This is a genomic window from Brevibacillus invocatus (assembly GCF_003710915.1).
GTDB lineage: Bacteria > Bacillota > Bacilli > Brevibacillales > Brevibacillaceae > Brevibacillus > Brevibacillus invocatus.
The window spans coordinates 75,206-95,205 of sequence record NZ_RHHR01000036.1 but is presented as its reverse complement, the minus strand read 5'-3'; the positions used below and the strand labels follow the sequence as shown (position 1 = coordinate 95,205).

Here is a 20,000-nt window from a genome sequence, read left to right as displayed (position 1 = left end):
CGTGGCAAGTATTCAAAAACGTGGAGAAAACTCTTGGCTGCTCGTCGTTGAAGCAGGATACAGCCCAGATGGAAAACGAATCAAGCGGACCCGAACGATAAGAATAACGGACAAGCTTACTCCAAAAAAGACCAAAGACTTTCTCGAACTTGAGCTGGCCAAATTCAAAATGGAAGTTGAAGCTGGTGAATATATTGCACCGGAAAAGATGACCTTTGCCGCATTTGTTGAGGAATGGCGTACAAAATATGCCGTAAAAGAGATAGGTCCAAAAACTGTTGACATCTACCTTAGACACTTGAAAAACCGTATTTTGCCTGTTTTCGGGCACATGCGACTTGATCAAGTTAAACCCTTTCACATCGTGAAATTCATCTCAGAATTAAGTGACGAAGGAAGTCGCCAGGATGGTAGCGCCGGACGATTATCTCCTGGAACAGTGCGCTATATTCACCGTGTACTCAATAACGTATTGTCCCGCGCCGAAGAATGGAAACTCATTAAAAAGAACCCCGCTGCGAGTGTAAAGAAACCCAAAGAAACATACAACGATATTGACGTATATGACGAAAACGATATAGCAGCCCTTTTCGAAGCACTCGAGAAAGAGCCGATACAATGGCGCATGTTAATTACGCTAGCAATCACAACCGGATTGCGCAGAGGTGAACTCGTCGGCCTGGAGTGGAGTCATGTTGACCTTGATCACGGTATCATAGAAGTTAAACAGAGCATTTCTACACAGATCAATGGTGAACCGATCATTACGGAGCCAAAAACAAAAAAATCCAAGCGGAAAATTAGCTTACCTGATGACTTGATTGATCAGTTGAAAGAGTACTATCTTTATGCTCGAAAGGTACGTCTCCAAATGGGTGACAAGTGGGCCGGGGAAAATCACTTCTTTGTATTTTGTAACCCCGACGGAAAACCGTTTCATCCCGAAACGCCATATTTGCACTTTAGGAGATTCCTCAAGAAGAACGGGCTACGTTATATCCGTTTTCATGCCCTACGCCATACCTCCGCTACTTGGTTAATCAGTCAAGGAGTTCATGCTAAAGTCATATCTGAAAGACTTGGACATGCCAGTATTACTACAACCATGAATGTTTATGGACATGCCCTTCAAACAGCTGACAAGGAAGCCGCTAATAAATTCAACAGCATCATACCGATGAAGAATAAAAAAGCATAAGGAGCCACAAAAGCAGCTCCTTTTTTCGTCAACAATCCGTCAACAACTCCCTGTTCAGGTGATCGAAACCCCATATTTATCAAGGGTTTAATACTTAGGGTATTTACCCGGAGAAAGTGGATAATCGGTAACGAACGCGCATGAGGCTGACCCTGGAGGTCAGCCTCATGCGCGTTTATTGCTGTGCTTCAAGCAGGGATTCCTTGAACTTTGCCAGCGTGCTTTCCTCAATCCCGCAGCCTTCGCGCAAATAGACGGCAACAGACCCGTGTTTTTGCAGCATAGCTTGGTAGACCTCATCCAAAAATCGCTGATGAGCCGTCAGGATCAGTTTCGTGCGCGCAGGCGAAACCCGCTTCAAGGTAACCCCATTCACAATCTTAGCTACCTTTTCCAAACGGGTCTGGTAGTAGTGATTCGTCAACAGGTATTCCTGTACAACCGTCTCATACGGCACACCTGCGAACAATTGGATCAAAGCAGCGATATAACCTGTCCGGTCTTTTCCAGCTGTGCAGTGAATCAAAACCGGCAGATTTTCCTCTTGGGCAAGCAAAGTAAATAGAGCTTTGATCTGAGAAGTGCTTTTGAAAGCCATATGCTGATAATACCCGCTGCTAAACTCCAAAAAACGCTCCCCGCCCGACCTTCCGAAAAAGAAGTCGAGTATCATCCTTCTGCTGGCTTGAGTCTCATCTTGGTGAAGTGGAAAATTGAACAAATGGAAGCTTTCATTGGATGCATGCCGTGATCGCTTGGATCGATGCCTTTTGGGCGTGCGCAAATCACAGACGACCTTGATGTTATAGGTACTCAGCTTCTCTGTATCTTTTTGGCTCATTTTCGAGATATCATCTGACCGGTACAGAAGCCCTGCTTTCATGACTCTACCATCAACCGTCTGCAGGCCGCCGATGTCTCTGAAATTAGCCAGCTTCTCAAAAAGGTGAAGATCTTCTCTCTGCCGTGTATTCATGTTTATTCCCTCTAAACGCCAGGAGCTCTCAAGCTGTTTTGGATTTCCCTTTCAAACAGCATGCTCCTTTTTTCTTCAAAATGAATCTTCTATCTATATACCACGCGATTCCAATAGCGCCGATCAGAGTCAACAGCAGGTTGCCGTATGTCTCATAGGGAAGCGCATTTCCCTCAAGCTGGTAATTTTCCGCCCGAAATTCCAGTCGTTTTACTGCATGCAGGGCTGTGAGCAAGTCCTCTTGCTTGGCTAAATCCTCAAACTGAGCCTCGAAGATAAAACGATTCGGATCACTGTGCACCAGGAGTGGCTCCAACCCATTTCCGATTTCCTTCCACCCCTCGATTTCATCTGTTGCGAGGGTCGTTGCTTGAGTACCGGGAACGATCATTTTATCCAACGCAGGGAGAGTCGCCCATTCATAGCGCGGCAGCAGATTCAGACCATGCTTCGACACGACTGGCTGACCTGCGCTGGTAGCCGATAGGACCTGTGTCGTTCCGGTGTCAGAATAAATATCCAGGACCGATGCAATCGCCATCTCTTCGACACCGTTGTAGAGGAGCATGCCCGCTTTTGTCTTATTCCACTGAAATGCGTTGTTCAGGATATAGGTCGAGTATTTCATGTCGATGGAAAAAGGCTCAACCTTCGGATTCTTCACGAAATCATAGGATGGGTAGTTTAGGTCTTTCGCTATTTTTTCTGCCATTGGTTCCCCTAGCTGCTGGCTGATAACGTAGAGTGTGGCATCAATTCCTGAAGAAACTCCCGCAGAGGAAATGATTTTGCCCTCATCATTCGTGATGTAGCGTCGATCCGTCACCCAGTTCACGTTTGGATACAGCCTTGTCAGATCAGCAACCGTCTGCCAATGAGTCGTGACCGTCTTTCCGTCCAGCAATCCGGTGGCTGCCAGATTACCGGAACCAGCGCAAATGCTGAGCAGGGTCGTATCCTTATGCTTTTGAATCCACTCTCGAATCGGTTCAAATTTTTGTGCGTCCTGGGTCATCATAAATGGAATCGCGATCATATCCGCGCTTTTTCCCAACAACGCATCCAGCTCCGCAAACGAATAATGAGGAACGATATCAACGCCACCTGTTAGCGATCTCACCTGGTTATCCTCGGCAACAGCATAAACATTGTACGCACCTGTCATGGATAAAAGCTGATAGGGAATGGTGAAATCCATGCTCTCTGTCGCTTCATTTCCCAGCAAAACAGCCACCGTAGGTTTATTGGGATCATGCACAGGCTTCTGGATCCCCTCCAAGGAAGGAACGGGCTCCTGGCGAATCGAGCCCCAAAACAGCCCTTGGGAATAGACTAATCCGGAAACTCCTATTCCCCCTACTAACAGGATGATGATCATTGCATAAACGACTGAGCGCAGCAAAAATTTCCACATGGTAACCGATCTCCTTATGATTTATTGTCACTATGATCATAAGAAGAAAAGGGGATCTGCAACGCGCAAACATCGGTCGGTGTCACGCAAAAATCTGCGCTCAGCACGCAAAAGCTGGTGTGCCACGGCAAAGGGATGCCAGAGTGGCTAAAATAAATCTTCAGCTGGGAGAATCCCTAGCTTTTTGGCTTTCTTGATCACCTCAACGCGTGAACTCACCTGCAGCTTCTGGAATAGCTCAGTCAGGCTGTATTCCAATGAACGCTGACTGATCATGAGCGTTTTCGATATTTCCTTGTTGCTCTTTCCCTTGGCCAATTCACGCAAGAGCTTGTCTTCTTCATGGGTAATTGTGGTATCTTCGCGCCCGGCTTCCCCTTGGACTACAATTTCCTGACGTCTCAGCTGCTTGAGCAGATGCATGGGAACGATCGCCTCTTTCCTGGCGGCACAGCGGATCGCTTGAATCAGCTGTTCTCTTGTGGAGGTTTTGGCGACAAAACCTGAAACCCCGGACTCCATCAATAAATTGAAATGGGGAGCGATCTCAAATCCTGAATAAATCAAAATGACGGCATCCGGGACATACTGGAGCACTTTGCGCGCCAAGTCAGCACCATTGATGTTAGGCATATATAAATCAAATAAGATCACATCGAATTTATGGAGACGAATCAGATCTGTGACACCATACACATCCGTCTCAATCATTACATTCATATCCGGCTCTGATTCGATCAGCATTTTCGTACCCTCTACGACCGAACGATGATCGTCAACCAATAAAATTTCCATCGCATTCACCTTGCCATCATCATTTTGGGAAAGCGTATTGTCACGTGAAACCCCTCTTTTGGGGCTGTATGAAATTGCACAATTCCTTCCAGACTTAGCACCCTCTTTTCGATGCCCGCTATCCCCATGTGCTGGAACGATCCCTCAAAGGCGGTGAGGTCCATCCCAACCCCGTCGTCTGAATAGGAAAAGGTGATGTGCTCCTCTGTGCTGCCTAGTGTCATGGCCACTTGGGTGGCATGAGAATGTTTGGATGCATTGTTTAACAATTCCTGGACAATCCGATACACCCCCAGAATCTGTTCTTCATTCAGGTGGACATCCAGCTGATCCGTGGAAAAGTGAATCTCGTAATTCGAAAACATCCGTGCATAGGAAAACAAGCTTTTGAGCGATTCCACCAACCCCATTTTCAGCAAGAACGGCGGACGCAGCTCATTGCAGGTAATGCGAATTTGATGAAGCAGCAGCTTTGCACCTCTAATCACATCGCAATACGCATCCATTATCCTTACTCCTTCATGGCAAAAATTCGTCCTTCTCATTTTCAAATGAATTAAAGTCTCCTGGGCCTATCGAGCTTTCTCTTATACGTGTTCGTGAACGCAAAAATCAGCGGAAGAAGCACCACGGTTGGCAAGAGCCAGATCCATAAGCTAGCAGCTTCAACCTGCAATAAACGCGGTATACCAAAGACCAAAAAGGCTGTCAGGGTGGAGATACAGCATGACATCATGCCTACGATATGTTCCACCACCCAATGGGACTTCTTCACCGGTACGGTCAGCCAATACAACAGCTGGGTTCCGCCAAGGAAAATTCCAAGCAATGGAAAGAACTGAAGCAACGCAAGTTCGATAACCCAGCCGTATAGGGAAACGCCGATCCCTGAGCCAAAAAGGATGAGTGGGAACAGCAGATCACTCCATTTCCGATGAACCACCTGCCTCTTTTTATGATAGAGTACGCGTATGCCATACCAAGCGGTCGCGGAACTCAAAACAGCCACGAACAGCAGGAACCAGGAGTACGGGATGGCATCCGGGTCTGGACCAGCATCCCAAGCAATGCGATACATTCCCATAAAAAAGGCTGTCAAGGAGACGATTCCCATCGCTATCACATACAGCCAGCCTACTCTATGATGGGTTCGCTCTCCTTTCCTGGTCACGATCGGAATCCAAAACACGCATAACGCAAGAAACCCGCTGACGATGTGAAGCCAGCGCATGATGTCAAAGCATAGCTGCACCTCTTCCCCTCCTGTCCAGATCTTCAGATAGGATCATGATAAGGCAAAAGAAGATGCGAAGCCGCGCAAACATTGCAGGCTATCCCGCAAATTTTTGCGGAGTCCCCATAAAAACAAAGCTGACGGGATCAATCCTCTGACCTTCCCTTGCTGTCCAGCTTCGCCAATATTTTCTTCAGCGTTTCGTGGATCATCAATAATGCCATCAGAACAAAGCCAAGCATGATGAACGTGATGATTTCCTGTGTAAAAATCGAGACCACAGCCAAAATGATGGCATAGATGATATTCAAGCTGTTTTTAAATAGATCCATTTGTACAACTCACCTTTCTGCTCTCTTTTTCTGCTCTTTAATCTCGTGTTCTTCAACATAGTTTCGATTGGCGCTTCCTTCGTAGTAGTTCCTGATGTCAGACACAACTTCCAGATTTCACAGGGCACTCTACCTCATCTATCTGTTTTACGGTGGGGTCCTGATCGGCAGCTACGGTTAGCCGTTGAACCTCTTTTTCCAAATAATCCAGTATATTGGCTCATCGTCTACTCCACATCCATTTCCTACATCAACTCTTTGTCAGGATTATTCAACTGTACGGTGACCACATCTTCGCCATCGATGACGTATGTATGGACTACGGACACAGGTCGGTCGTCCTCGTAAGTTACGTCAGAAATCTGACCAGATAGATTTCTCTAACGCTAACCATCATCGCCATTGAGCGTATTACTGTCATTTTCTCATCACACGATCCTGGAAAAAAAGAGAGGAGCAGCTCGTTTCGAAGCCTGTTCCTCTCTTCGTTATGTTACCATAGAAAAAGCCTATCTCTCACAATGCGAGGTGACTTCCCATGAGTCAATTTGAAGCAGGTACATTTCTTGCCTATTTGGCGTTTTCCATTTTCTTTTTGGTAGCGTACAAGCTCCAGCAAATCTCCCTGTTCGCCCTAGTCATGCTTCTGGTTGCTACAGCCGTCGTCATCGGTATCTTCTACACGCTGGTCATGCAGTACTGGTACGCCTAGCCATTCTCCCTATTTGCCGGTACGGCTGGTTTTGAACAGCTCTTTTCCAAGTTCATCCAGATAGCCGAAATGCTGTTTGGTGGTAAACACGAAAGGCGGGGAGTCAGCACCTGTCCAGAAGCTTTGCAAAAAGACGTGATCGGTTGCTTGAATGGATTCATACACGGGCTGCGTCATCGGGTTCAGATCCGTCGAAAGCAGTCCGTAAAGCCCCGTCTGCCGATCCTGAACCGCGATTGCCCGATCTTTTTCATCATAGGAGGCGACCAGCTGCATAGAGCGGTAATTTCCGTTTGTCTTTTTCTGCAGGGTATCTGTGTAGGCATCCCATCCACTGTCGTGCTTCACCAGAATGACGCCGAGCTGGTCGATTGTGTCGAAGTTGAGCACCGCCTCCTCTAGCATGCGCAAGCCCTGTTCCCCAGCATCCGCCCACAAATCAAATCTTCCATCTGCTCGTGTCACGATCAAGAGCTGCTTATCTTTCAAAGGCCGTACCTGAATGTCTCGATAATCAAAAGGACTGATAGGCGTGAGCTGATCTCCTTCCAACTTCAGCAACGCCAACCCGGTCTGATTCTCTTTTTTTCCAATGCTGTAGACCTCGTCTCCGATCTTGACCAAAGTAACAGGCATTCCGTATGGCGAGTCCGGTTGTGCCAATACCTTCATTTCCTGCGTGAGGAGCTTGCCACCAGCCGTGAACAAGTCTGCCAGGTCCGAATCTGCATTCATTCCGACTACGAGATTGGACTGCTCATCCAGATAGAGAGCGCGCGTGTAGGCTTTGCCGATCTGCTGATCCGTCTCGCGGTCGATCAGAACAGTTTTGTTGTCCAGCGATACCCTTTTGCTGAGACGATCTGTCAGGTCTTGAACAAGCCACTTATTTGGATCAACCAGCTTTCCGTCAAAGCCGTAGTAGAGGATTTTCCCATCCGGTTCTGTGACTCTTACCTTGCCGTTATTTTGTTCATAGTGAATCACTCGATTTTGCTGTGGAGACAGGAGCAGTCCCTTTGTTTCCGAATAAAGACCGATTTTGTTTCCGTCCTGGATGCTGAGCATGCTGTAGCTTCCGAGGGTGGTCAGTGTATCAAACCAGAATTGCGGCTCCTCCATCGGCAGCTCATAGGCTGGAAGGAGTCCTTTTTTTCCATCTTGGCGGACGAGCAGTCGCGCCGCCGGAGGTCCTTCCACGCGTGGATATTGGAACGGAATGACCACATCTCCGCCTACTTTGACCACACCGTACATACCTGTTTGCAAATCTTGCCCGAGAACATAGTCATTGTGCACGATTTCAGCACCCGGCTTGAACGAATACGACCATGTTTGTGACGAGGAGTGATACGTGACCTTCCCAGCGCTCTTCGTACTAAACACTTCGTCCGTACCGGATTCAATCCCGACCTCGGCATAAAGCGGCTCAGCCAGCATTCTGCCATTGCGCCACAAACCAATGCCTTGCTCACCTTTTACTTGCACATACCCGTGATTCCAAAAAGTAAGCTTCTTGTATTTCGGCTCTAGCACATAGGTACCGCTGCTGTCTACCAGTCCTTCCTTGCCTGCTACTCGTACCCGGATGTAGGCTGACTTCGCTCCATCTTGAGGTAGGTATTCCGCATGGTTCAGGGTAAATTTCGGCTGCAGGGTGACGGGATCGTACAAGGTCAATTGATTGGCCGTTTGGGTCAAAACGTAGCGCACCTGTTTTTCTTTCGGCTCGTCCTCATTCTCTACGAAGGTCAAATCGGCGAAGGAAATTTTGCCTGCAAAAAGAGGAATCAGCACCTTGCCCGAGGGATCCAGCATCGTTGTTTTCTGTCCCCCCATGACAACGGCATCAGGGTAGGCTTCCGACAGAAAGTACGTATGGGCACCGACGAATTTCTCAGCAGAGAGCTGCTGGGTGGTCAGATTCAGATGTTGGAACCATCCTCCTTTTTGGACAATGGCGATCTTTCCGTCATTCGCCAGCTCGATGGAGTCCCAGATGACGGGGGTGAGCGTCTTGCCAGTCTTTCCATCCAGAATCCCATATTTCCCTGCTGTGCTCACCACTACATAATGCTTATATGGATGGATGCTATCGTAAATGGCTTTGGTGACCAGCTTTTCTCCATTGGTAAAGCCAATTTTGTTGTTGCTCAGGACATAGGGTTGAATGGTAGAAAACTCAGCCGCTTGCACAGGGAAGGTCGATACCTGTGCGAACAACAGAGCAGTCACGCCAATCTTGGCTATGCGGCTTTTCATGCTTTGCCTCCTCCTTCTCGTTGCTTCCAATACTTTTCAGACGTCGAGAATAGGGAAAGGTTTCATAGGAGCGATTCCTATGCTACAAATCCTTGATGCGGTACCAATACCGATACACTTCCTGGTAACCCAGCTTCGCATAGAGTCCTAAAGCGGGCCGGTTATCCGCTATGACCTGCAAATAGGAAATCTCGGCTCCGTTATCCCTTCCCCATTGCAGCAGATGCAGAACCAGCTGCTCACCAAATCCCTGCTTGCGACAACGTGAATCGGTGACGATATCGTAGAGACCGATATATCCGCTATCCAGCACGCCCAATCCGCATGCGACCACTTCGTTCTCATGATACAGAGCGATATAACAAGTGTCAGCTTGAAGATCGGCGGCAGCTGTTTGCTTGCGTAGCTGCTTTCACAGGCTTCTATTTTACGCTCCAGCTCTTCTTCGACCGGATAAAGCGGATAGACGGAATTCGCTCGCTTCGTATAGCCCGCCGCAAACCGCATGACCCAGCCGTCAGCGATGATGGTTTCCAAAGCAGGCCATGCCCGTATGGAAAGCTCCTCTAGTTTTGTGATCAAGCAGGTTCATCATCATAAACCCTTCCATTTCACTCTGGAAGGGTTTGTTTGTTATTGATGATCGTACGCCTTCACCACAATGACGGCGTTGTGTCCGCCAAACCAAAGGAATTCGATAACCCGATATTCAGTGAAGCTTCACGCGCTTCATTGGGTACATAGTCCAAATCACATTCCGGATCTTTCTGCTCCTGATTGATAGTCGGAGGAATCGGTTTTCACCAATGCAATGGCCTCAACTCCAGGCTCTATCCGTTTTTCTGAAAGCAAAACGGGCCAAGCTCCTGCCTGAATCAGTTGGTTTGACTCCAGGCACCCGTCGTCGAACACCGGGGCTCAGACGAGAAGAGGTCGCCCAGCTGGCAGGCGTCAGTACAACCTGGTATACGTGGCTGGAATAAGGGCGAGACATCCGAATGTCACCCTCGGTATTGGACTGCATCGCAACGGCCTTACAGCTGACCATCGATGAACGGAAGTACCTCTACGCTTTGGCATTGGAATCCGGTACAGGCGTCACAGACAAAGAGGAAGAACCACCCGAAATAAGCCCCCCATTAAAGAAAATTTTAGAAGAGCTGCGATACTGTCCTACCATCATCACGGACAGACGAACTTTTATTGTCGGATGGAATGAGGCTGCCGCCAATGTCTTTTTAGATTTTGGGCAAGTTCCCATGGAACAGCGCAATCTGATCCGACTGCTGTTCACAAGAAAAGAGCTGCAGCGGTTGGCGGTAAACTGGGAGCACTTTATTCGGGGCTATCTGGCCATCTTTCGCGCTTATTACGGCCAGTACGTGGAGGATGACTGGTATGATGCATTCATTGAAGAGATGAAGGCGGTTCATCCCGATTTCGAGCCTCTCTGGCAGCAAAGTGAGGTACAGTCTGCTCCTGAGGTACTGATTGAATTTCGCCATGCAAAAGCTGGCAAGATGCTGTTTCATTTAACCTCTCTGCAGGTTCAAGGAAGCGCTGATCTGCGTTGCAGCATTTACACCCCTGATCCCGATTCCCCGACAGAGGGCAAGCTGCGAAAATGAATGGAGCCGAAAGCATAGAGCAGCCCCGAAACACATCGTGTACTCGGGGCTTTTCTTATTCGTTCATGGTACGTAACTTCTATGGGTTCCAGGAGCCCTGCTGCTTGCGAATCACCCTGATCAGCCTCTTCCTAAAAAAAAGGTAGCCTCGTTCGACTCCAGCTGGTCAACCGATTCTGCCAGAAAACGCTTCAGCCATCTTTCATTCCAAAACGTCAGGTGAACCAGCAGCTCCCAGATGGAATGGTTAACCCCCTTCCTTCCATTTTGCCTGCTCGGCTGTGAGTCCTTTTACGACTTCACTGACAGGCGGGTACCAGCCCTTTACATTGTGAAACAGCGTGATTTGTTCCGCAAAAATGTGACTCTTTTTACTCGTCATCCGCATACTCCTCTGCAGGTTTGTCTACTGTCTTCACTCTAGCATATTTTGGTAATTTTTTGTTGATTACCCGAGCGTGGATTCGCAAGCAGCAAACCCATTAGCACGTCTCGCAGCTCAGCTGGATTACTGAGCATCGGCAAGTGACCTGAATTCAAATGAACGACCTGGTCCGGTGCGAAGTGACGAATCATTTTATCCTGCAAGGCCAACGAAAATTCCTTGTCCTGCCCAAGCCTGACGTAGTATCGAGGTACCTGTGGCAGTGGAGCGTCGATCCCATCTGTGTAGACCCGGATAGACTCGGGCACAAACCCTCGCACCACCTCTGCTGTCTGTTCAGCAGTCAAATCGTTGCATATCCCCGCACGGATGACAGACTCGGGCGGTCTCGTTCCGAGCTTTCGCAGGACCAGGGAGAAAATCATTCGCTTGATGAGGGGCAGTGTCGATAAAAAAGATCCTCCCCGCTGTGGAATTGCAGCACCAATCGCCACCATTCCCACCATGCGGCCCGCATATGCTTGTGCCACCTGAAGGGCGAGTGCTCCGGCCAACGAATGAGCCACCAGAATGAAGGTTGTAACACCCCATGCCTCGATCTGTTGTTGAATGCAAGAAACATAGTCATCGGCAGTGAGCCCTTTTCTCGTCACATCGTCGCCATCTCTCATAGGCAAATCGACTAACAGCACAGGGTGTTCCCATCCGTCCACTACCTCCTTCCAAACACTTCCACGTAGCCCTGCTCCATGAATAAAGACCACACCGATTTTCTCTTGACCTGACATTTCCATATCCGTTACCCCCTATCGAATGCTCCAAACGGAGTTGTTACCGTCACTATACCGTTTAAACAGGACAGATTTTGTCTTATTTACATGATAAAATGAAAAAAACTCCTTGAAGGGATGCGCGGAAATGCCAAAATCGCAACGGCTGATCCAATTAATCATGATGATCAACGCCAAGAAGAGTTTTACGGTGCAAGAACTGGCAGATGAGCTGGGCTTGTCCACTCGCACCATCACGCGAGACCTTCTGGAACTAAGCGAACTGGGTGTCCCGCTCTATTCGGTCCAAGGTCGGGGAGGAGGGTATCGCTTGCTGCAAGAGCGAATTCTGCCGCCGATCTCCTTTACCGAGAGTGAAGCACTCGCCATGTTCATCGCTTGTCAGTCCCTCGAATTTTTCGGATCGCTGCCTTTCGACGAAGGAGCCAGATCCGCTCTTCATAAGTTCTATCACTACCTGCCTGCCGATGTTCAGGAACAGATCGATCTGCTCAGGCACAAAGTGGCGATCTGGAGTCCGCAGCGTCCCATGCTCCCCGAAAATCTGCGTGTTTTGCTGCAAGCCCTCACACAAGGAGCTGTTGTCACGATCGAGTACAGCTCGAGCGAGGGTACATCCAAGCGTAATATTCAGCCTTTTGCCCTGTACGCCAGTGCCGGATACTGGTACTGTCCTGCGTATTGCTTCAAGCGACAGGATTATCGACTGTTCCGCGCAGATCGCATTCATTCTGCTCAATTGAATGAAGAAACAGCGGGTCTAGAAGAAGTGCACAAGCGGACATTAGTGGATATTCCTGATGAAAACTCGGAACAAGTAACGTTCGTCGTATATCTGACGAAAAACGGCGTACGCTTACTGGAATCCGATCCTTGGCTAGGTCAGGCGATCGTACGCAACACAGATGGCAGTGGCAAGGCGGTGGTGCAGGTCGCGAAGAAACATATCCCGTTTAACGCTGATTTCTTCTTGAAAATGGGCACTGATGCCCAAGTGGCAGCTCCAGAAGAGGCCGTTGCCTACATCAGGCAGAAAATCCGTGACATGGCTGCTCTCTATGTTGCAAAGGATGGGCCTCATCCCTGATGGAATTGGATGTTCCCTTCCAAACAGCATGAGCCCTTCCTCCTTGCCTGATCATTAGCCATATCCTCGACAAAAATAACCCCCGATCTCAAACAGATAGAGGGTTAAAGGAATGTATTTCATTTTCAAATTATTGTTTCTTCAATAGTTCTTCCCACTCATGGAAAGACAACTTATCGGTAATATGTTTGAGATGATCGGGAACTTCAATATAACACATCAATTCAAGACTGTTTCCATCTGGGTCATCAAAATAGACGGAAGCATTCCCTTGATTCGGACGAATAAATGGGTCAATAGTGCTTCTTCTCCCAAATGGTACTGCCTTTACTTGAATGGATTCCAACCACTTCAAAGATTGCTTTAAATCGTCGTATGTTACCTGAAAAGCAATATGCCGCAAAGAAGGATGGTAAGAAGTCTGATACTCTTCCCCTTCCCATAAACCGATCCAGCTTTTTCCTTCCTCAATCCAAAAGAAGGCCGTGTCATCATCTCGCCAAGCAAATTTCAGTCCCAGTCTTGTGTAAAATTCAATGGAGACTTCCAAGTTTTTTACAGGTAAATGAGCCTCGTACAATCCTCTGATCAAGTAACATCCCTCACTTATCACTAATAGTTGTCAAGCTTTGTTGTTCCTCACCCTTATTTTTATCTGGATATTGTAAGGACCGATGATTGAAATTTTGTATCAAACACATTCACTCCCAGGTGTTTCGGGCAAATGAATGAGACTTACTTGCTTCACATAGTGCAACCAGATTACTTCTACATCCTGTGGGCTTGTTCTCCAGTTACTGAAAGCTGCCCGATCATTTTCACTGCAAGTTCTTTCTCGTCATCTAGGAGATGACCCAAAAAATCAATATATGCTACAGTCGGGTAATAAGTTCCTTTTTGCGCTCTCAGTTTTGGAAAAAGCTCATTTCCCGCAAAAGCAATGAAGTGACCGGCTGTGTGAAAACGGGCATTGGCCACCCTTAATAACGGATTTATTTCCAAAGCAACGTCATGTCCAAGTTGGAGATGTCCGATCGTAATCTCGCCATCGTGAAGAACGATACCATCTCTATTGCGACAGCGTTCACTTCAAATTCTGTTTGAACTGATACGTATCATACAGATAGCATAGCTCCGTCTTCGTAGGAAAGAAGTTACCTTATTTATTCCAGATATATTCGTACGATGGCGGTGCATCAATGGGTACATGAAGTTCCTTTGCTGCCGTTTTTGGCCAGTAAGGATCTCTTAGCAATTCTTGGCCAATAAATATCAAATCAGCATGCCCTTGAACCAATATATCTTCGGCCTGTAATCCACTTTTGATAAAACCAACTGCCGCTGTATGAACCTGTACTTCTTTTTTAATCTGTGATGCAAAGGGAACCTGATACCCTGGACCGGGTTTTTCCGGAAAGTTAGGTGGAACGACCCATCCCGAACTGCAATCGATTAAATGAACACCCTGTTCTTTCATCATCTTTCCATAGAGAATATAGTCATTTATGGAACATCCTTCAGGGTGGTAATCGGTCGCTGAAATCCTAACAAATAGTGCTCCGTCCCATACCTTTTCAATTTCCTGGATGACTTCTTTCAGAAATTGGTACCTTTTTTCAGGATTGCCTCCATAGTTATCATCGCGTTTGTTCGATAACGGAGATAAAAATTGATTAATTAAATACCCGTGTGCAGCATGGAGCTCCAATACATCGAATCCAGCTTGTTTTGCTCGTCTAGCAGATTCTTTAAAGGATAAAATCACTTCATGAATTTGTTCTTCCGTCATCGCTTCAGGGACGATGCTGTTTTCATCGTAAGGGATTGCGGAAGGAGCCACGATCTTACCTGGTATTTTAGATTTTCTACCCCCATGACAGAGTTGAATCCCTATCTTGGCTCCTTGTTCATGCACCATTGTTACAAGCTCTTTTAAACCTGAGATTTGTTCATCTTCCCAGATCCCTAGATCATCCCGATCTGTTCTCCCATCGAGTGACACTGCGGTTGCCTCCACCATGATGAGTCCTACCTGTCCAACAGCCCTGCTTGGGTAATGAATTTTATGCCAATTCGTAACTTTTCCATCTTCTGCTTTGCAAGCATTCATGCCCATTGGTGACATGACTATTCGGTTTTTTAGAGATACACCACCAATCGTAATTGGCGAAAAGAGGATACTCACGTTACCACCTCATAAGTTGAACTGTATTTATGTTCAAAAAAATTGAACTAAAGTATTAGTAACATAGTTCAGGAAAAATTACAACTATTCCCTATAATCTACATTTAATGAAAAACGTACGTTTCTAGCATCAACTTGACGTCATCAAAAACTCCCGTTCGTACTCCATATTTATCTTGGTTTGAAAAAGGAACATGATGGAGAGTGATTAAACCCGCTGTTCGCAACAAAGACAAATGATAATGCACGTTACTTTTCGACAACTCCGTTAACTCAACCAAGTCAGAAAAGCTTCTATTTCCTGATGCAAGGATTTTCAAGATACGGAGTCTCTTTTCGTCTGATAACGCTTTCGTCATTCTCATTAAGCTACTTGGAGGCATAAAATCGGTTACTTCCCTTGTCTCAACTGGATATAGAATGATCATGAACCCTTTATAATCATTAAATATGACATTCGCTGGTTTGGTATAATAGACAGGAACCAAGTATACTTCTTTCAACTCCGCGTGCTCTTCTACTACTAATCCATTGCATAGCATTTCTATCGTTTTTTCAGGGCCGAAATTCCTTAAGTAGTCATCAAATCGAACTCTTTCTTGAAAAAGAATTTTTTGGATGTCAAACTCCTGATCTTTGTAGTAGTTTGCATACCATTGGTTAAAAACAGAGATAACATTCTTTTTGATTTCCCCAATGTCATTTGGAACGTTGTCGAGTAAAAAGGGGGAAACTTGTTCAAATACCTCACCTGCTGTTAAGGAATCTAACCATTTTGTAACAGCATCCACTTTTGAATGGTCCGGACACCTCCAGATGAATAAAGCAATAAGTGGAAATGGTAATGATAGGCTATCCAATTCCGCCACAAAATCTATATCTAACTCATTCTTCACTTTTTTTACCCATTGACTGTCCAAATCAAATGCTTTCGAACATTTGTAATAGACCATCAAACTTGAAAGAAGATCATAAACAGGGCTTATGTTCAGTTTTAATTGGTACGACATGTTCTCGACCTCCTCCTTCTCATTTATCATATCAAAGTTATTTCAACTGATGAATGGGTAAAGTTCAATGGCATTATGGAATGTCTGCGATCCTTTCTTATTTTTCAAAGTGCTTGAGAAAGATTGCAGGATCTCGTTTCTTTACTGATTGCATTGTGCTATGGAATGCACGTTTTACTATTTTTCTCTGATCGTTTGATAAAATTTTTAAAAGATGTATCGAATCCTCGATATATTTGATTCCCTCAGCAGACGAGAAAATTTTAATGATATTTTAATAATCCATCCCCGATTGCAAACGCTCCTAAGTTCTTTTTCACATATATGTCTTCATCACTTAATAAGGGCTCGATCAAATCAATTAGTAGCTCTGCATATTGATCTTCCATTTTCCTTGCCGTGTATTTTACCGCTACTACTACAGCTCTTCTCACATTTGGTGAATCATTTTTCGTCCATTCCAGTAGAGTGGGATAAAAGTTTTTAAAGTTATGGGTTAAAACAATTGCACAGGCACTTGCAACCCACTCCCTTACTTCCCAGTCGGTGCTATCAGCTAGACGTAATAAAACCGAATTTACTTCTGCAGGATTAACAGCGTAGTGAGTGGCTACTATGATGGCCCCTAACTCTTCACCTGTCGGGCTTTTCGAATTCGAAAGTTGAATACCTACCTCGTAGATTGCCGCTGGTTGTTGTAAAATCTCTTCCATTATTTTTAATGCCATATTTTTCACTGATTGATTTGGAGTTGTTGCATGTTTTGTGACTTGCATATGCAAAATATCAAGCATTTCAGGAATATCACTTCTTACGACTGCTTCTTGAAATCGTTCTTTCCACAATGGACATCGCCTACTCTCTACTTGTTTAATGATAAAAGACAAGACCCTCCTGTCACAGGGGGGCCTTTGTCGTGTTGGTGAAGAAAGAACGGAAGAATCATGCTTTATCGTTCTTGCATTCTCCTATTAAAGCACTTGATCTCGCTGGCTGCCTTCAGTCATCTCTGTTCTGTTCGAGGCTGCCCTCTTCCAAAGCCAATACGCCAATGTGATCAGGATCATCCAAGGAACGCCGACGAGCAGCGTCATCTGGAAAGCATCCGTAAACCAAGTCGTGAACATAATGGCCAGCATGAGTCCAGCACCCAAGAGCGTCAGATACGGGAAGCCGATCATGCGGACAGGCAGTCTGCGCCCACCGGAAGCTTCCCATTTTCTGCGGAAGAAAAGGTGCGTGACAAAGATCATGAACCAGGTAAACATCGCGCCAAACAAGGAGATACCCATCATCAGAATAAACGATTCATCGGGGGCTACAGCCTCCAGAATCGCCGCAAGGGCAATCCCGATGGTAGACAAGGACAAGGCTGAAGTCGGAACTCCTTTCTTGCTCAAGGTACCAAAGCGCTTAGGCGCATAGCCTGCACGCGAAAGAGAAAACATCATGCGGGTCGTAATGTACAGTTGACTGTTCATGGCGGAAAGCGCGGCAATCAGCACGACGAAGTTCATGATGCCACCTGCCCCCGGAATGGAAAACAGCTCCATTACCTTCACAAACGGGCTCTTGTCCACCCCTGCACCCTTCCAAGGTACAATCGCCAGCATCAAGGTGAGAGTCAGCAAATAGAAGACAATCAAGCGGACAACCGTAGAGCGCAATGCTTTTGGCACAGCTTTTTCCGGATCCTGCGCTTCCCCTGCTGTCACCGCAATCATTTCAATACTGAGGTAGCTGAACAAGGCTACGATAACCGCAACCCACATTCCCCACCAGCCATTCGGCAGGAAGCCACCCTGGTCCGTATAGTTATGGAAGCCGATTTCTGGACTGCCACTGGTGCCGAATACTACATAAGCTCCTAATAAAATGAAAGATACAATAGCTACAATCTTAATCATGGAAAACCAGTATTCGACTGAACCAAACATTTTGACACTCGTTGCATTTACATAAATGAGGACGGCAGAAAAAAGAACGATCCAGATCCACCCGGGTGCTGTAGGAAACCAGTACTTCATGTACACCGCTACTGCCGAGATCTCTACCCCTACAGCCGCCACAATACATGCCCAGTAAGAATAACGTACGGCAAAGCCTGCCCAAGGATTGATATAGTGTTCAGCAAAAGCGCCGAACGATCCAGACGTCGGGTGCGCCACCGTCATTTCGGCTAGACATCCCATTAACAGAAAGGCAATGACCGCCCCAATCGCGTAGCTGATCAGTACGCTTGGACCAGCGAAGCCAATGGCAAAGCCACTTCCCAGGAAGAGGCCAGTCCCAATCGCGCCACCGATGGCAATCATCGTGAGCTGACCAGTCGTCAAACCGCGCTGTAGCCCACCTTCGCGATCCATAATTTTTTGAAATTGATTTGCATCTCCAGCCATATGAACCTCCTCCATGTGTGGGGGTAAATAACTGCTACTCTTTTTTTCTAGATCACCCCTTTCTTTTTGTGTGTATTTTCTGTAAATTAAGATTATTACATCGGTGACTCCGTGTCAATGACATCTAATCGGCGAAATTTCAAAGGTGGAAGGTTCGCTGCCAAATCGTTGTCGCATTAGGGTTTTAGCTATTATTCCAACAAAAGAAAGGACATCCAATGAAAAAGTCCAGTGAAAAACTCCCTTCCCGTAAACTGCGCTCTCTGGAAACGAGAAAAAAACTGTTAGCTGCTGGACGTGAGCAATTCATCGAAAGCGGTTTTCACAAAACAACGATTGCCCAGATCATCAAAAAGGCAAATACCGGCTACGGGACCGCCTATGTGCATTTCAAAGGGAAAGACGACCTCCTGATGCAGCTGATGGAGGAGGTCATGGATCGCTTTTACGAAATCGCTGAGCTGCCTTTTAAACCCCAATCCAAGCAAGAAGCCTACGACATCATTGAAAAGCAAGCCAGCCTGTTTCTGGAAATGGCGAATGAAGAACGCAGCATGATGCAGGTATTCGAGGAAGCGATAAGACTGTCGGATGATGTCAACCGCAAATGGAAGGATACACGTGAACGTTTTATCAAGCGCATAGCCCAAGATATCGCGTATTCTCAAGCCCACGGTCTGGCCCGCACTGACGTCGATCACCACCTGGTGGCGAGAGGCTGGTTTTTCGCGAACGAGATGTACCTATGGGAGATCGTGAAGAACGAATACGGGTTTACCGTAGAGGAGATCGCACATAATTTGACGGCGGTGTATACGGGTGGGATTTATGGCTAAACGAGGGGGCTGCCCTTAAAGCCATATTCGGATTTTTTCGGCTCCTCTTTTAGGAAGTTTGAACATTAATAACGAACAACCCGTCCCACTCTTGATAGTGAAACGGGATGTTTTTCGTTCATTTTTCTGGTTCAGATACTGGAATTACCTTTGAATCATGAACATTATATACACCAAGGTGTTTTTCCAATGCATCACTTCTGATTTCAGTTGTGCTAGAGACGGCTTAGAGTATGACAGGTGTTCAACGTTTTTAGCATCACAGCTAATTTCAGTTTCAACCACTCGCACCCGTCGATCACGCTACGCTAGTGCTCAACGCTTTTCAGCATCACAGCTAATTTCAGACGCCACAGCCCGTCACGAATAGTCGCGCAGCATCCACGTGTGCTCAACGCTTTTCAGCATCACAGCTAATTTCAGGTTTACCGCGACCGCCCCGGAAGTTGTTCCGTATGCTGAAGTGCTCAACGCTTTTCAGCATCACAGCTAATTTCAGCGCGCAAGGTATCGAGGAGCTGCTCAAGGCCGGACTCACTCCGGGTGCTCAACGCTTTTCAGCATCACAGCTAATTTCAGAAGCCGTGTTTTCCGCGAGTGGGCCTGAAACGTCCGTTGCGCGTGCTCAACGCTTTTCAGCATCACAGCTAATTTCAGGAGGCGCTAGACCTGTTCGGCGCGGCAAATATCGGTGCTCAACGCTTTTCAGCATCACAGCTAATTTCAGGAAGAGCATGAGCTGATGATGAAGCCAAT

20 protein-coding genes, 3 pseudogenes and 1 CRISPR repeat array (1 of these 24 cut by a window edge) are annotated in these 20,000 nt (G+C 46.7%); of the genes and pseudogenes, 5 read left to right on the top strand and 18 right to left on the bottom strand.

All coding sequences use genetic code 11. The features are described 5' to 3' along the window. Position 1: 1 nt before the first annotated feature. Complete coding sequence (locus EDM52_RS18440) at positions 2-1,198, top strand: site-specific integrase (RefSeq protein ID WP_122910418.1); 1,197 nt, start codon at positions 2-4, stop codon at positions 1,196-1,198. Between the two features lie 175 nt (positions 1,199-1,373). On the opposite strand, the gene EDM52_RS18435 is transcribed toward EDM52_RS18440, so the two are convergent. The 6 genes from EDM52_RS18435 to EDM52_RS18410 all read right to left on the bottom strand — a co-directional run bounded on the left by EDM52_RS18435 (position 1,374) and on the right by EDM52_RS18410 (position 5,949). Continuing rightward, positions 1,374-2,174, bottom strand: a complete 801-nt coding sequence (locus tag EDM52_RS18435) for a tyrosine-protein phosphatase (protein WP_122910417.1) — start codon at positions 2,172-2,174, stop codon at positions 1,374-1,376. A 28-nt stretch (positions 2,175-2,202) separates the two neighbouring features. After that, a complete protein-coding gene (locus tag EDM52_RS18430; protein ID WP_122910416.1) occupies positions 2,203-3,588 on the bottom strand; it encodes a DJ-1/PfpI family protein in 1,386 nt (461 codons plus the stop codon). Positions 3,589-3,735: 147 nt separating this feature from the next. Further along, positions 3,736-4,383 carry a response regulator transcription factor gene (locus EDM52_RS18425; RefSeq protein ID WP_122910415.1) on the bottom strand — a complete coding sequence of 216 codons (648 nt, stop codon included), beginning with the start codon at positions 4,381-4,383 and terminating at the stop codon, positions 3,736-3,738. A 5-nt stretch (positions 4,384-4,388) separates the two neighbouring features. Continuing rightward, positions 4,389-4,889 (bottom strand): sensor histidine kinase, encoded by a 501-nt coding sequence (locus EDM52_RS18420; protein WP_245997108.1) that lies wholly within the window; start codon positions 4,887-4,889, stop codon positions 4,389-4,391. A gap of 50 nt (positions 4,890-4,939) precedes the next feature. Next, positions 4,940-5,635: a DUF2306 domain-containing protein gene (locus EDM52_RS18415; RefSeq protein WP_122910414.1), complete on the bottom strand. Its 696-nt coding sequence runs from the start codon at positions 5,633-5,635 to the stop codon at positions 4,940-4,942. Positions 5,636-5,763: 128 nt separating this feature from the next. Then, positions 5,764-5,949: a hypothetical protein gene (locus EDM52_RS18410; RefSeq protein WP_057134231.1), complete on the bottom strand. Its 186-nt coding sequence runs from the start codon at positions 5,947-5,949 to the stop codon at positions 5,764-5,766. Positions 5,950-6,487: 538 nt separating this feature from the next. Here EDM52_RS18410 and EDM52_RS24765 point away from each other — a divergent pair. Beyond that, positions 6,488-6,661, top strand: a complete 174-nt coding sequence (locus EDM52_RS24765; protein ID WP_183185177.1) for a hypothetical protein — start codon at positions 6,488-6,490, stop codon at positions 6,659-6,661. Between the two features lie 9 nt (positions 6,662-6,670). Here EDM52_RS24765 and EDM52_RS18405 read toward each other — a convergent pair whose 3' ends face one another. From EDM52_RS18405 to EDM52_RS25485, 4 genes and pseudogenes are all read right to left on the bottom strand, one after another. After that, a complete protein-coding gene (locus tag EDM52_RS18405; protein ID WP_122910413.1) occupies positions 6,671-8,923 on the bottom strand; it encodes a WG repeat-containing protein in 2,253 nt (750 codons plus the stop codon). A gap of 82 nt (positions 8,924-9,005) precedes the next feature. Then, positions 9,006-9,275, bottom strand: coding sequence for a GNAT family N-acetyltransferase (locus EDM52_RS25250; protein ID WP_245997120.1), 270 nt, complete (start codon positions 9,273-9,275; stop codon positions 9,006-9,008). A gap of 74 nt (positions 9,276-9,349) precedes the next feature. Further along, a pseudogene (locus EDM52_RS25735) lies at positions 9,350-9,460 on the bottom strand (GNAT family N-acetyltransferase); the annotation flags it as partial. A gap of 96 nt (positions 9,461-9,556) precedes the next feature. Further along, positions 9,557-9,717: pseudogene (locus EDM52_RS25485) on the bottom strand (beta-ketoacyl-[acyl-carrier-protein] synthase II); the annotation flags it as partial. A 12-nt stretch (positions 9,718-9,729) separates the two neighbouring features. On the opposite strand from EDM52_RS25485, the pseudogene EDM52_RS18390 reads away from it, so the two are divergent. Beyond that, positions 9,730-10,551 (top strand): annotated as a pseudogene (locus EDM52_RS18390) (helix-turn-helix transcriptional regulator). A gap of 247 nt (positions 10,552-10,798) precedes the next feature. Here EDM52_RS18390 and EDM52_RS25480 read toward each other — a convergent pair. Next, on the bottom strand, positions 10,799-10,933 hold the full coding sequence (locus tag EDM52_RS25480; protein WP_276330129.1) for a hypothetical protein: 135 nt from the start codon (positions 10,931-10,933) through the stop codon (positions 10,799-10,801). A gap of 38 nt (positions 10,934-10,971) precedes the next feature. Continuing rightward, positions 10,972-11,730 (bottom strand): alpha/beta fold hydrolase, encoded by a 759-nt coding sequence (locus EDM52_RS18385; protein ID WP_122910412.1) that lies wholly within the window; start codon positions 11,728-11,730, stop codon positions 10,972-10,974. A 124-nt stretch (positions 11,731-11,854) separates the two neighbouring features. Between EDM52_RS18385 and EDM52_RS18380 the strand changes: the two genes are divergently transcribed. After that, complete coding sequence (locus tag EDM52_RS18380; RefSeq protein ID WP_122910411.1) at positions 11,855-12,814, top strand: helix-turn-helix transcriptional regulator; 960 nt, start codon at positions 11,855-11,857, stop codon at positions 12,812-12,814. Between the two features lie 130 nt (positions 12,815-12,944). Here EDM52_RS18380 and EDM52_RS18375 read toward each other — a convergent pair whose 3' ends face one another. From EDM52_RS18375 to EDM52_RS18350, 6 genes are all read right to left on the bottom strand, one after another. After that, positions 12,945-13,406, bottom strand: a complete 462-nt coding sequence (locus tag EDM52_RS18375) for a VOC family protein (protein ID WP_122910410.1) — start codon at positions 13,404-13,406, stop codon at positions 12,945-12,947. A gap of 176 nt (positions 13,407-13,582) precedes the next feature. Further along, positions 13,583-13,792 carry a hypothetical protein gene (locus tag EDM52_RS18370; RefSeq protein WP_122910409.1) on the bottom strand — a complete coding sequence of 70 codons (210 nt, stop codon included), beginning with the start codon at positions 13,790-13,792 and terminating at the stop codon, positions 13,583-13,585. A gap of 181 nt (positions 13,793-13,973) precedes the next feature. Continuing rightward, positions 13,974-14,999 carry an NADPH dehydrogenase NamA gene (namA, locus tag EDM52_RS18365; protein ID WP_276330128.1) on the bottom strand — a complete coding sequence of 342 codons (1,026 nt, stop codon included), beginning with the start codon at positions 14,997-14,999 and terminating at the stop codon, positions 13,974-13,976. 104 nt (positions 15,000-15,103) lie between these two features. Continuing rightward, the gene (locus EDM52_RS18360; RefSeq protein WP_183185173.1) at positions 15,104-16,009 is read right to left on the bottom strand and encodes a winged helix-turn-helix domain-containing protein; all 906 of its coding nucleotides are present in this window, start codon (positions 16,007-16,009) and stop codon (positions 15,104-15,106) included. 263 nt (positions 16,010-16,272) lie between these two features. Continuing rightward, positions 16,273-16,854 (bottom strand): DNA alkylation repair protein, encoded by a 582-nt coding sequence (locus EDM52_RS18355; RefSeq protein ID WP_148038778.1) that lies wholly within the window; start codon positions 16,852-16,854, stop codon positions 16,273-16,275. 126 nt (positions 16,855-16,980) lie between these two features. After that, entirely contained in the window at positions 16,981-18,408 is a 1,428-nt protein-coding gene (locus EDM52_RS18350; protein WP_122910406.1) for an amino acid permease, read from the bottom strand. 218 nt (positions 18,409-18,626) lie between these two features. On the opposite strand from EDM52_RS18350, the gene EDM52_RS18345 reads away from it, so the two are divergent. Then, positions 18,627-19,244, top strand: a complete 618-nt coding sequence (locus EDM52_RS18345; RefSeq protein WP_122910405.1) for a TetR/AcrR family transcriptional regulator — start codon at positions 18,627-18,629, stop codon at positions 19,242-19,244. 311 nt (positions 19,245-19,555) lie between these two features. Then, positions 19,556-20,000: direct repeats of the CRISPR family, unit length 36 nt; unit sequence GTGCTCAACGCTTTTCAGCATCACAGCTAATTTCAG (it continues 4,923 nt past the right edge of the window).